This is a genomic window from Geodermatophilus sp. SYSU D00814 (assembly GCF_054050055.1).
This window is the reverse complement of the sequence record NZ_JBJGYP010000029.1, coordinates 44,650-57,014: the sequence shown is the minus strand read 5'-3', so window position 1 is coordinate 57,014 and position 12,365 is coordinate 44,650. Positions and strand designations below refer to the sequence as shown.

The following is a 12,365-nucleotide window of genomic DNA, read 5'->3' as shown; positions in this document are numbered from 1 at the left end:
CGCGGACCGGTCCGCGCCGCACCGGGGCTCGTCTACGTTGGCGGCCGGACGCGGCGGTCGGTGAACCCGCGGGACGGGGGGCGGGTGTGGGCAGGCGTGTCCGGTCGCACCTGCCGCCCGCCGGCGTGCTGGCCTCGCTGGCCGTCCTCGACGTGGTCGCCGGGCGCGAGGAGGTGCTCATCGGCCTGGTCGCGGTGGCGCCGCTCGTGGCCGCCGCCCTCACCGGGCGTCGCGCCACCGTCGTCTACGGCGTGCTGACCCTGCTCACCGCGGCCCTGCTGGGGGTCTACGACGAGCAGTACACGGGGCCCGCCCTCCCGGTCCAGGTCGTCCGGCTGGTGGCGATCGCCGTCGTGGCCGTGGTGGCCCTCGGGATCTGCCAGGTGCGGCTGCGGCGCGAGGCCGAGCTGGCCCGGGTCAGCGCCGAGGCGGCGTCGGCCCGGGCGTCCCTGGAGCTCGCGGAGAACCTGCAGCGTCACCTGCTCGGACCCCCGCCGGTGGTCCCGTCCCTGGAGTCCGCGGTGCGCTACCTGCCAGCCGTGCGCGAGACCCGGGTCGGCGGGGACTGGTACGACGCCCTCCCCGCGGCCGACGGCGGCACGGTGCTGGTGATCGGGGACGTCGCCGGCCACGACCCCCGGGCGGCGGCCGCCATGGCCGAGGTCCGCGGGATGCTGCGCGCGGTGGCCGTGGACGCCTCGTCCCCGGCCGGGGTCCTCGAGGCGCTGGACCGCGTGATGGCCCACCCGGCGGCGCCCGCGCTGGCCACCGTCGTGGTCGCCGTGGTCACCCCCACCGGCGAGGGCGCCGGGCTGCGGTGGTCCAACGCCGGCCACCCGCCGCCGGTGCTCGTCGGCGCGGACGGGGCGGTGCGGCTGCTCGCCCGCACCCCCGAGCCGCTGCTGGGCGTGGCGCCGGACACCGCCCGGACCGACGCCGAGCTCCTCCTGCGCCCGGGCGACACGCTGCTGCTGTACACCGACGGACTCGTCGAGCGACGGCACGGCACCCTGGACGAGGGCACCGCCTGGCTGGTCGAGGAGCTCGGCCGGTGCGCGCACGACCCCCTCGAGGAGCTCTGCGACCGGCTGCTGGCCACCGTGGCCCGCGTCGCCCGCCACGACGACGTCGCCCTGCTCGCCGTGCGGGTCCCCGGCTAGAGGACGGTCAGGTACCCCGGCGGGACGGCGTCGACCAGCCAGACGCCGTTGGCCGAGCGGGTGAACACGGCGCCGGCCGCGGCCAGCGCGGCGGCGTCGACCCGCAGGACGGCGGCCCGGCCGCGGCGCTCCCCCACCGCCCGGGCGGTGGCCTCGTCGGCGCTCAGGTGCACCGCGTGCCGCCGGCCCGGGCGCAGCCCCTCGGCGAGGACCGCGGGCAGGGAGCGCACCGGCGTGCCGTGGAAGAGGACGGCCGGCGGCTGCTCGGCGGCGTACCCCAGCGCGACCGGCACGCTGTGCCCCTGGCTCGCCCGGATCCGCGTGCCGGTGCCGTCGACGGCGAAGCGGCGCTTGTCGTTCGCCGCCACGACCCGGTCGAGGTCCTCGCGGGTCAGCGGCAGCCCGTGCGCGGCCAGGGCGGCGAGGAGCGCGTCGACGTCGACCCAGCCGGCGTCGTCGAGGGTGAGTCCCACGCTGTCGGGCCGGTGCCGCAGCACGTACGACAACCGCTTGCTGACCCGGACGACGTCGTCGGGCCCGGTGCCCCTGCCCACGCGGGCAGCCTGCGGGTCGGCCCCGCGCACCGCCACCGGGTTAGCGTCGGCACCCGACCGGAGCGGAGGCACGGGTGATCGACAAGCGGGTCGCGACGGTGGCCGACGCCGTCGAGGGCATCGAGGACGGCGCCACCGTGCTCGTCGGCGGCTTCGGCGCGTCGGGGGTGCCGGTGCAGCTGGTGCACGCGCTCCTCGACCGGGGCACCACCGACCTGACCGTGGTCACCAACAACGCCGGCTCCGGCGAGACCGACGTCGCCGCGCTGCTCCGCGAGCGGCGGGTGCGGAAGATCGTCTGCTCCTACCCGCGGTCGGCCGGGTCGGTCTGGTTCGAGGAGCGCTGGCGGGCCGGGGAGGTGGAGCTGGAACTGGTGCCGCAGGGGACGCTCAGCGAGCGGATGCGCGCCGCGGCCGCCGGGCTCGGGGGCTTCTTCACCCCGACCGGCGCCGACACCCGGCTCGCCGAGGGCAAGGAGGTGCGGGTGATCGACGGCCGCCGGCACGTGTTCGAGGAGCCGCTGCGCGGCGACGTCGCGCTGGTGAAGGCGGCGCGGGCCGACCGCTGGGGCAACCTGGTCTACCGCACCGCGGCGCGCAACTTCGGCCCGACCATGGTCGCGGCCGCCACGCTGTCCGTCGTCGAGGTCGACGAGTTCGTGGCGCTGGGCGCGCTCGACCCGGAGACGATCGTGACGCCGGGGATCTTCGTCGACCGCGTCGTCCGGGTGGGCCCGGCGTGAGGCCCGACCTGCGCCTGCCCGTGCGCGCCGTCGCCCGCCGGGTCGCCCGCGACGTCCCCGACGGCGCCTACGTCAACCTCGGCATCGGCCTGCCCACGCTGGTCGCCGACTGCCTGGGCAGCGACCAGGAGGTCGTCTTCCACTCGGAGAACGGAATCCTCGGCATGGGCCCGGCTCCGGTGCCCGGCGAGGAGGACCCCGAGCTGGTCAACGCCGGCAAGCAGCCGGTGACGCTGCTGCCGGGCGGGGCGTTCTTCCACCACACCGACGCCTTCCTCATGATGCGCGGCGGCCACCTCGACCTCACCGTCCTGGGCGCCTTCCAGGTGTCGGAGACCGGGGACCTGGCCAACTGGGCCACCGACGACGTCGCCCACCCGCCGGCGGTCGGCGGCGCGATGGACCTCGCCGTCGGCGCCCGGCGGGTGCTGGTGATGACGACGCACACCACCAAGCACGGCGAGCCCAAGCTCCTGCCGCGCTGCACCTACCCGCTGACCGCCGCCGGCGTGGTCGACCGCGTCTACACCGACCTCGCCGTCCTCGACGTCACCGGCGAGGGGTTCCTCGTGCGCGAGATGGTCGCCGGGCTCACCCGCGACGACCTGCAGGGCGCCACCGCGGCCCGGCTGTCCTTCGCCGACGACGTCGCCGTGCTCGTCCCCGGGTGAGCTCGAGTCGCACTCCGGCGGACGAGATCGGCGGTCTCGTGGCGATCGGGCGGTGATGGCCACGAGACCGCCGATCTCGCGGCAGCAGCCGGGGCTCAGGCCGCCGTCGCGGGGCGCGCCTCCTGCGCGAGGGCGGTCAGCGCCTGCTCGAAGCACTCCCGCGGCGGCTGCACCAGCCCCGCGCCGACCTGGCCGGTGCCGGCCACCCGCCCGGCCATGCCGGTGTTGATCTGCGGCAGCCAGCCGGTGCGGGCCACGGCGAGGACGTCGATGCCGGTCGGGGCGCCGCGGAAGCCCAGGATCGGGATCGCCATGGCCGGGTTCTCGGCGAGGGTGAGCTGGTACATCCGCTCGGTGGTGGCCAGCGCGTCGGGGACGGTGCCGCCGACGAACCGCACGATCGCCGGCGCCGCGGCCATCGAGAACCCGCCGACGCCGTAGGTCTCCATGATCGCGGAGTCGCCGATGTCGGGGTTGGCGTCCTCGGGGCCGTAGTCGCCGAGGAACAGGCCCACCGGGGTCTGCGCCGGGCCGGTGAACCAGCGGTCGCCGGTGCCCGCCGTCTGCACGCCGAACTCCGTGCCGTTGCGGGCCATCACCGTGACCATCGTCGACCCCGGGACGTCGCGGGCGGCGTCCATGGCCAGCTTCGCCGCCGGCATGCCGAGGTTGAGGAAGAAGTGCTCGTTGCCGCCGATGAAGCGCAGCGCCGCGGCGACGTCGTCGGACGGCGCGTCGAGCGCCACCAGGGCCGGCGACAGCTCGCGCAGGGTCATCAGCGAGCCGGCGCGGTTGCGGTTGTGCCCCTCGTCGCCCATCTGCAGCATCTGCGCGAGCACGGCCTTGACGTCGAGCGGCTCGGCCATCGACCGCACCGCCCGCGCCAGCAGCGGGCCGAGGACGTCGCGCATCCAGGCCAGCCGGGTGAGCACCTCCTCGCCGAAGGCGCCCATCCGCAGCACCTTGCCCAGGCCCTCGTTGAGGTTGCAGTAGGCGCGGCCGCCGTTGACCGGGTCCTCCAGGCACCAGGCCCACATCGACGGCGACGTCACGCCGGCCATCGGGCCCACCGCGGAGTGGTGGTGGCAGGGGTCGAGGGTCACCCCGCCGGAGGCCAGCAGCGCCTCGGCCTCCTCCACCGTGGCCGCCCAGCCCTCGAACAGGCAGGCGCCGAGGAGCGCCCCGCGCATCGGGCCCGACGCCGCCTCCCAGGTCAGCGGGGGACCGGAGTGCAGCAGCACGCGACCCTCGAGGCCGAGCACCTCGCCGGCGGGCCGCACGTCGGTCAGCACCGCCCCGGCCGCCAGCACCCGCTCGACCGCCGTCCGGTTGGCCGCGGCGCGGCGGGGGTCCAGCGCCAGCGCGGCGAGGTCGGCGGGGTCGCCGATCGCCGGCGGCCGCCAGTCGACGTCGGTCACCGCCGTCCCCTGCGCGCGCAGCGCGCCGGAGAAGACGTCGACACCGGCGGCCACCACCGCCGGCGGGCCGTCGAGCAGGCCACCCAGGCTCATCGCGCGTCTCCCAGCAGGTCGAGGGCGTGCCGCGTGGCCGCGGCGTTGGAGGCGAAGACGGCGGCACCGGCCGCGGCGAGGGCGTCGGCCTGCCGGCTCCAGCCCTGCGGGTCGGCCTCGGTGCCGACCAGCGCGACGACCACCGGCAGCTGCGCCCGCTCGCGGGCGGCGGCGAGGGCCGGGGCGAGGCTCGCCGCCGGGTCGGCGTCGGCGCCGTACCCGAGGACGACGTCGAGCAGCAGCACCGCCGGCTCACCCGAGGCGGCCAGCCGCGCGATCGCCTCCAGCCGCAGCGTGGGGTCGATCATCGGGTGCGCCCGGCCGACGGTGAGCGCGTCGTCGCCGAAGTCGACGACCACGTGACCGGCGGCCGACAGGTCCGTCCCGAGGTCGAGCTCCGGCCGCAGCGGGGTGTTGGAGCGGACGTCGCCGAGCACGGGCGCGGCCAGCAGCATCGCCTCGTCGGCGAGCGTGCCGCCGGAGTAGAAGCCCTTGAGGACCGCGCCGGGGAGCGCAGCGTCGTCCGGCCCCGGGCGCGACGGCCACCGCGGGACCTCCCGGCCCATGTCGGCCAGCAGCGCCTCGACGGCGGCGGTGAGGTCGGGCGTCCGCCGGCTCAGCGCCGCCGACCGCACCGGCGTGGCCAGCCCGTCGGCGGCCCGCGCCACGGCCTCGGCCACCGACGGGGCCGGGGGCTTGGAGACGACGAGCACCCGCTCGGTGGCGGGGTCGGCGTCGAGCGCGGCGAGGGCGTCGAGGGTGGCCAGTCCGCCGACCGCCTCGGACAGGTCGCGCCCGCCGACGCCGATGACGTGCGAGACGCCGACGCCGGCCGCGTCGAGCAGGCAGGACACCTGCTGCGCGCCGGTGCCCGAGGCGGCGACCACGCCGACCGGGCCGGGGCGGACGACGTTGGCGAAGCCGAGGGCGACGCCGGAGACGATCGCGGTGCCGCAGTCGGGCCCCATGACCAGGACGCCGGCCTCGTGCGCGGCGCGCTTGAGCGCGACCTCCTGCTCCACCGGGACGCCGTCGGAGAAGACCAGCACGCTGCGGCCCGCGGCGATCGCGTCGGCGGCCTCGAGCGCCGCGTACTGCCCGGGGACGCTGACGATCGCCAGGGCGGCGGCGTCGGGGGCGAGGTCGTCGAGACCGGCGCCGATCGTGCGGGCCGGCTGCGCGTCGGCCGTCGCCCGGGAGCGCTCGCGCTCGGACAGGGCGGCGTCGACGGCGGTCACCGCGGCGGCCAGGGCGTCGTCGTCGACCGCGCGGACGGCGATGAGCAGCTGGTCGGGCGAGGCCGCGCCCTCGGGCGCGAGCCCCATCCCCTCGGCGAGCTCGACGTTGAGCGGCGTGGCCATGGCCACCAGGACGGCGGTGACGCCGTCGCGCGCGCCGACGTCACGGCTGACCTGCATCAACCGGACCGAGTCGGCGTAGACGCCGCTGCGCAGGGAGACGTGCGAGACGCCCTCTCCGGGGCCTGGTGCGCTCACCTCGCCGACCGTACCGGGCGATCCCTCACCGGTGAGATACCCGCAGTGCAACGATCTTGTTGCACACCGGAGTTTTAGCGCTGAGGTACTTCCGCGCCTGTGAGACGCGTGACACTGTGACGGCCTCCCGGGGGTGGTGCACCTCCCGGCTGCGTCGGTTGGGCACGTCGAGGAGGTCCCCATGGCGTTCGGGTGGAAGCTGTACGGCGACGGGAAGACGCCGCCGCTGGGCGAGGCCGTCGCCCCCGACGAGCGGCTGTCGTGGCCGCGCACCGTCGGCATCGGCGCGCAGCACGTGGTCGCGATGTTCGGGGCGACGTTCGTCTTCCCGATCGTCATGGGGCTCGACCCCAACCTGGCGATCATGATGAGCGGGATCGCGACGATCATCTTCCTGCTCATCGTCAACAACAAGGTGCCGAGCTACCTGGGCACCAGCGCCTCGTTCGTCGGCGGCGTCGTCGCCGTCCGGGCGCAGGGCGGTGACTCCGGGGACGTCGTCGGCGCGATCCTGGTCTCCGGCGTCGTGCTGGCCCTCATCGGCGTGCTCATCCACTTCGCCGGCGTCCGCTTCCTGCACGCGATCCTGCCGCCGGCGGTGACCGGCGCGGTCGTGCTCCTCATCGGCTTCAACCTGGCCCCGGTGGTGGCCGGCATCTACTGGCCCCAGGACCAGTGGGTGGCGCTGGCCACGATGACCTTCGTCATCGTCGCCTCGCTGCTGCTGCGCGGCTTCTGGGCCCGCATCTCCATCCTGCTCGGCCTGGTCTTCGGCTACCTGCTGTCGATCCTGCTCGACGCGACCGCCGGCCAGATCACCTCGCCCGACGGCACCGGCGCGGTGGTCACCCGCGACCGGATCGACTTCGACACCGTCGGCCAGGCCGACTGGATCGGCCTGCCGGACCTCACCGCGCCCAGCTTCTCGCTGAACTTCAGCCTGCTGGTGCTGCCCGCCGTCATCGCGCTGGTCGCGGAGAACGCCGGCCACGTCAAGGCGGTCGCGGAGATGACCAAGCGCGACCTCGACCCCTACATGGGCCGGGCGATCGTCGCCGACGGCGTCGCCACCGTCGTGGCCAGCTCGGTGGGCGGCTCGCCCACCACCACCTACGCCGAGAACATCGGCGTCATGGCCGCCACCCGCGTCTACTCGACGGCGGCCTACTACGTGGCCGCGATCGTGGCGATCCTGCTGGGCCTGTGCCCGAAGTTCGGCGCGCTCATCAACATCATCCCGGGCGGCGTCCTCGGCGGGATCACCGTGGTGCTGTACGGGATGATCGGCCTGCTCGGCGCGAAGATCTGGAAGGAGAACCGCGTCGACTTCGCCAACCCGATCAACCTGGTGCCGCTGGCCGCGGGCATCATCATCGCCATCGGCAACGTGACCATGCAGATCACCGACAACTTCTCCCTCGGTGGCATCGCGCTGGGCACGATCGTGGCGGTCCTCGGCTGGCACGTCGCCCGCGCGCTGGCGCCGGCGGAGATGCGCGCCGCCCTCGTGGCCGAGCGCGAGTACCTCGGCGGCACCGGCCCCGCGCTGGGTCACACCGGCGCGCACGACCGCTCCCACACCGGGCGGCACGGGTACGACCCCGAGTACAGCCCCGACCCGTCGTCGGTCGACGAGGTCGGCCGGCCCGGCATCGACACCCGTAAGGGGACGCTCGACAGGTGAAACCGGCTCCCTTCCGCTACGCCGACCCCCGGTCCCTCGAGGAGGCACTCGACGTCCTCGCCGCCGAACCCGGCGCCAAGGTGCTCGCCGGCGGGCAGTCCCTGCTCCCGCTCCTGGCGATGCGGCTCGCGGCGCCGGCCACGCTGGTGGACATCAACCGGGTGCCCGGCCTCGACGCCGTCGAGGCCACCGGGGACGGCGTGCGGGTGGGAGCCCTGGTCCGGCACAACGGCCTCCTCCGCGACAGCCCCGACGCGACCGCCGCCGCCCGGGTCCAGCCGCTGCTGGCCCGGGCGACGGCGAACGTCGCCCACCCCGCCATCCGCAACCGCGGGACGACGGTCGGCTCGATCGCGCACGCCGACCCCTCGGGGGAGATGACCGCCGTGCTGGCGCTCACCGGAGGCTCGGTCACCGTGGCCACGCCGGGGGGCCGCTCGACCGTGGGCTGGCAGGACCTCTTCGTCGGCCCGCTGGAGACCTCGATCGCCGGCCCGGCGGTCGTCGTCGACGCGTTCTTCCCCGCGCTCCCCGACCGCTCCGGGACCGCCTTCGCCGAGATCTCCCGGCGCAGGGGCGACTACGCCGTCTGCGGCGCCGGCGTCGTCGTCACCCTCGACGAGGACCGCCGGGTCGCCGCCGTCCGGGCGTCCTACCTCTCGGTGGGGCTGGTGCCCGAGGTGCACGACCTCACCGAGGCCGTGGCCGGCAAGCCGGTCGACGGCGCCGACTGGGCCGCCGCCGGGGCGCTGGCCCGCACGCTGGTCGACCCCGACGGCGACATCCACGCCAGCGCCGACTACCGGCGGCTGCTCGTCGGCGTGCTGACCGAGCGGACACTGGCGGAGGCAGCAGCCGAGGCACGGGAGAGGACCGCCGCATGACCACGTCCGTCGACAGCGAGCGGACCGTCAACGTCACCGTCAACGGCGTCCTGCGCGAGGCCACCGTGCCCGTGCGCCGGGTGCTGTCGGACCTGCTGCGGGAGGACCTGCGGCTGACCGGCACCCACGTCGGCTGCGCGCACGGCGTGTGCGGGTCGTGCACGGTGCTCGTCGACGGCGCGCCGGTGCGCTCCTGCCTGGTGCTCGCCGTCCAGGTCGACGGCGCGGAGGTGACCACCGTCGAGGGGCTGGCCCGCGAGGACGAGCAGGGCGGGCAGGTGCTCCACCCGGTGCAGGAGGCCTTCCGCGAGTGCCACGCCCTGCAGTGCGGGTTCTGCACGCCGGGGTTCCTGGTCACCATCGCCGCCGGGCTCGAGGCCCGCGACACCGCGGCGGAGATCACCGAGGAGGAGGTCGACGAGCTCGTCGGCGGCAACCTCTGCCGGTGCACCGGCTACGCCAACATCAAGAAGGCCGTCCGGCACGCCGCCGCGACGATGAGGGACGGGCAGTGACCACCAAGCTGTTCGGCGAGCCGGTGCGGCGGCGCGAGGACGCCCGCCTGATCACCGGCAGGGGCCGCTACCTCGACGACCTCGGCGCCGGCGCGCTGGCCGCCGCCTTCGTGCGCAGCCCGCACGCGCACGCCCGCGTCACCGACGTCGACGTCGAGGCGGCGCTGGACGTCGAGGGCCTGGTCGCCATCTACACCTACGAGGACCTCACCGGCCCGATGGCCGAGCCGATGCCGGTGCTCATCCCGCACCCGCAGCTGCACGCGCCGCGCACCGGGTACGCCCTGGCCAACGGCGTCGTGCACCACGTCGGCGAGCCCGTCGTCATGGTCGTGGCCACCGACCGCTACGTCGCCGAGGACGCCGCCGACCGGATCGTGGTCGCCTACGAGGAGCTGCCGGTCGTCGTCGGGGTCGACGCCGCCCGGGAGGCCCGCGCGGCCGTCCACGACGACGTCCCGGACAACGTCGCCGCCCGGCACCACCAGGAGACCGGCGACGTCGAGCCGGCGCTGGCCGCCGCACCGCACACGCTGTCGTTCACCCAGTACATCGAGCGCAGCGCCTGCATGCCGCTGGAGGGCAAGGGCGTGCACGCCCGCTGGGACGCCGACGACGGCAGCCTGCGCGTGCACTCCAGCACCCAGGCCTCGACGTCGGTCCGCGCCGCGATCGCGGCCAAGCTCGAGCTGTCGCTGGACCGCGTCGAGGTGATCGCGCCCGACGTCGGCGGCGGCTTCGGCGTCAAGATCGTGCACCCGTGGCCCGAGGAGCTGCTGGTGCCGATGGCGGCCATCCGGCTCGGCCGCGAGGTGAAGTGGGCCGAGGACCGGCGCGAGCACTTCATCTCCAGCGCGCACGAGCGCCAGCAGCGGCAGGAGATCACCGTCGGCTTCGACGACGACGGCCGGATCACCGCGCTCGACGTGCACGTCTGGCACGACAACGGCGCCTACACGCCCTACGGGATCATCGTGCCGATCATCACGGCCACCCAGCTGGTCGGGCCGTACGCGATCCCCGTCTACCGGGTCGTCGTCGAGAGCGTCTACACCAACACCGTCATCGTCACGCCCTACCGCGGGGCCGGGCGGCCGCAGGGCTGCTACGCGATGGAACGGACGATGGACCGCATCGCCGACGCCCTCGGCCTCGACCGCGCCGAGGTGCGCCGCCGCAACCTCATCACCCCTGACCAGTTCCCCTACGACCACCGCCTGACCTTCCAGGACGGCCGGCCGGTCATCTACGACTCCGGGGACTACCCCGGCCTGCTCGACAAGCTCGTCGCGCTGGTCGGCTGGGACGAGGCCGCGGCGCTGCGGGCCGACGCGCAGGCCCGCGGCAGGCTGCTCGGGATCGGCATGGCGCTCTACGTCGAGGGCACCGGGCCCGGGCCCTACGAGGGCGGGCACGTGCAGGTGCTCGGCAGCGGCAAGGTGCTGGTCTCCACCGGTCTGACCTCGCAGGGCCAGGGGCACGAGACGGTCTTCGCCCAGATCGTCGCCTCCGAGCTCGGCGTGCCCATCGACGACGTCGAGGTGCACACCGGCGACACCCGCCGCTTCGGCTACGCCGTCGGCACCTTCGCCTCCCGCGCCGCGGTGATGAGCGGCAACGCCGTCGCGCTGGCCGCCCGCGGGGTCCGCGAGAAGGCCCTCCGGATCGCCGCCGACGTCCTGGAGGCCGACCCCGGCGACCTCGAGATCGACGAGGGCCAGGTGCAGGTCAAGGGCACGCCGGGGGCCTCGATCCCGCTGCGCACCGTGGCGGTGCTGTCCAACCCGCTGCGCTACGCCTTCGACGAGGCCGCCAAGCAGGCGACGCAGTTCGTCACCCACGACGACAGCAAGCCGCCGGTCGCCCCCGGGGACGCCCCCGGCCTCGAGCACCGCGACTACTACTCCCCCATCCGCTCCACGTTCGCCTCGGGCGCGCACGCGGCCGTCGTGGAGATCGACCCGCGGACGTGGGAGATCGACGTCGTCCGCTACGCCGTCGTGCACGACTGCGGCAACGTGGTCAACCCGATGATCGTCGAGGGCCAGGTGCAGGGCGGCGTCGCCCAGGGGGTGGGCGGGGCGCTGTACGAGCGGATGGCCTACGACGGCGACGGGCAGCTGCAGAACGCGTCGTTCATGGACTTCCTCATGCCCTACGCCTCCGAGGTGCCCGACATCGCGATCGACCACCAGGAGACGCCCTCGCCGCTGAACCCGCTCGGGATCAAGGGCGCCGGCGAGGCTGGCGTCATCCCCGGGACGGCGGCGATCGCCTCGGCGATCGAAGACGCGGTGGGCCGGCGGATCACCTCGATGCCGATCTCCCCCACCGAGCTGTACGACCTGATGAGAGACGAGACGGCGGAGCGCACGGCTGCCTCCCGGCAGACGTCGCCCCAGACGGGAGTGCCTGCGTGAACCTCGACGGCTCGGCGGTGCTGCACGGCTCGCCCGAGGAGGTCTGGACGGTCATCACCGACCCCGCCGTCCTGGCGCGGACCATCCCCGGCTGCGAGTCGCTGGAGCGGACCGGCGAGGACGAGTACCGGATGGACGTCTCGGTGGGGGTCGGCGCGATCCGCGGGACCTACGCCGGGGAGGTGCGGCTGAGCGACCAGCAGCGGCCCTCGTCCTACGTGATGCACGCGTCCGGCGCCGGCGCGCCGGGCAACGTGCGCGCGACGGTGCGGATCGACCTCGAGCCCACCGACGAGGGGACGACGCTCACCTACTCGGCCGACGCCGTCGTGGGCGGGCCGGTGGCCGGGGTCGGGCAGCGGATGATGACCGGCGTCGCGAAGCGGATGGCCGGCCAGTTCTTCGCCGCGATCGACCGGGAGCTGACCTCCGGTGCACCGGTGGGGACCGCACCGGCGGCGGCCCGCGCCACCTCGACGGCGGTCAGCGCGACCGACGCTGCGCCCGCGGTCCCGGCGGGGACGCCGGCCGCGCCCGAGCCGCAGGTGTTCCGCGGGACGAAGGCCCCCGCGCCCGCGCCGTCGTCGGACGTGCGGACCCTCGCGGCCGGCGCGCTCGGTGGCGCCGGGCTCACGCTGCTCGGCGTCCTCGTCGGCTGGCTGCTGGGCCGCCGCCGCTGACCACCCCGTGACGAACCCGTGACGAACCCGTGACGAGGCCCCCCGAC

11 protein-coding genes are annotated in these 12,365 nt (G+C 75.3%); 8 read left to right on the top strand and 3 right to left on the bottom strand.

Annotated features, from left to right (window positions below):
• Positions 1–86 precede the first annotated feature (86 nt).
• A complete protein-coding gene (locus ACI780_RS19735; protein ID WP_457005121.1) occupies positions 87–1,160 on the top strand; it encodes a PP2C family protein-serine/threonine phosphatase in 1,074 nt (357 codons plus the stop codon).
• Here the strand turns inward: ACI780_RS19735 and ACI780_RS19730 are convergent.
• Positions 1,157–1,714 (bottom strand): RNA 2'-phosphotransferase, encoded by a 558-nt coding sequence (locus tag ACI780_RS19730; RefSeq protein ID WP_456871497.1) that lies wholly within the window; start codon positions 1,712–1,714, stop codon positions 1,157–1,159. The genes ACI780_RS19735 and ACI780_RS19730 overlap by 4 nt on opposite strands.
• Before the next feature lie 74 nt (positions 1,715–1,788).
• Between ACI780_RS19730 and ACI780_RS19725 the strand changes: the two genes are divergently transcribed.
• Entirely contained in the window at positions 1,789–2,457 is a 669-nt protein-coding gene (locus tag ACI780_RS19725) for a 3-oxoacid CoA-transferase subunit A (RefSeq protein WP_456871498.1), read from the top strand.
• Positions 2,454–3,128: a 3-oxoacid CoA-transferase subunit B gene (locus ACI780_RS19720; protein WP_456871499.1), complete on the top strand. Its 675-nt coding sequence runs from the start codon at positions 2,454–2,456 to the stop codon at positions 3,126–3,128. Before ACI780_RS19725 ends, ACI780_RS19720 begins: the two co-directional genes overlap by 4 nt.
• Positions 3,129–3,223: 95 nt before the next feature.
• Here ACI780_RS19720 and ACI780_RS19715 read toward each other — a convergent pair whose 3' ends face one another.
• Both ACI780_RS19715 and ACI780_RS19710 read right to left on the bottom strand, forming a co-directional pair.
• Complete coding sequence (locus tag ACI780_RS19715; protein WP_457005119.1) at positions 3,224–4,639, bottom strand: DUF1116 domain-containing protein; 1,416 nt, start codon at positions 4,637–4,639, stop codon at positions 3,224–3,226.
• Positions 4,636–6,135 (bottom strand): FdrA family protein, encoded by a 1,500-nt coding sequence (locus ACI780_RS19710; RefSeq protein ID WP_457005117.1) that lies wholly within the window; start codon positions 6,133–6,135, stop codon positions 4,636–4,638. Before ACI780_RS19710 ends, ACI780_RS19715 begins: the two co-directional genes overlap by 4 nt.
• Positions 6,136–6,316: 181 nt before the next feature.
• Here ACI780_RS19710 and ACI780_RS19705 point away from each other — a divergent pair, with 181 nt between their 5' ends.
• The 5 genes from ACI780_RS19705 to ACI780_RS19685 are packed head-to-tail and all read left to right on the top strand — an operon-like array spanning position 6,317 to position 12,318.
• The gene (locus tag ACI780_RS19705) at positions 6,317–7,819 is read left to right on the top strand and encodes a uracil-xanthine permease family protein (RefSeq protein WP_456871502.1); all 1,503 of its coding nucleotides are present in this window, start codon (positions 6,317–6,319) and stop codon (positions 7,817–7,819) included.
• Entirely contained in the window at positions 7,816–8,703 is an 888-nt protein-coding gene (locus ACI780_RS19700; protein ID WP_457005114.1) for an FAD binding domain-containing protein, read from the top strand. Before ACI780_RS19705 ends, ACI780_RS19700 begins: the two co-directional genes overlap by 4 nt.
• Positions 8,700–9,218, top strand: a complete 519-nt coding sequence (locus ACI780_RS19695; RefSeq protein ID WP_457005112.1) for a (2Fe-2S)-binding protein — start codon at positions 8,700–8,702, stop codon at positions 9,216–9,218. The genes ACI780_RS19700 and ACI780_RS19695 overlap by 4 nt, the downstream gene beginning before the upstream one ends.
• Entirely contained in the window at positions 9,215–11,638 is a 2,424-nt protein-coding gene (gene cutA / locus ACI780_RS19690; protein ID WP_457005110.1) for an aerobic carbon-monoxide dehydrogenase large subunit, read from the top strand. Before ACI780_RS19695 ends, cutA begins: the two co-directional genes overlap by 4 nt.
• Positions 11,635–12,318, top strand: a complete 684-nt coding sequence (locus ACI780_RS19685) for an SRPBCC domain-containing protein (RefSeq protein WP_456871506.1) — start codon at positions 11,635–11,637, stop codon at positions 12,316–12,318. The genes cutA and ACI780_RS19685 overlap by 4 nt, the downstream gene beginning before the upstream one ends.
• Positions 12,319–12,365 lie beyond the last annotated feature (47 nt).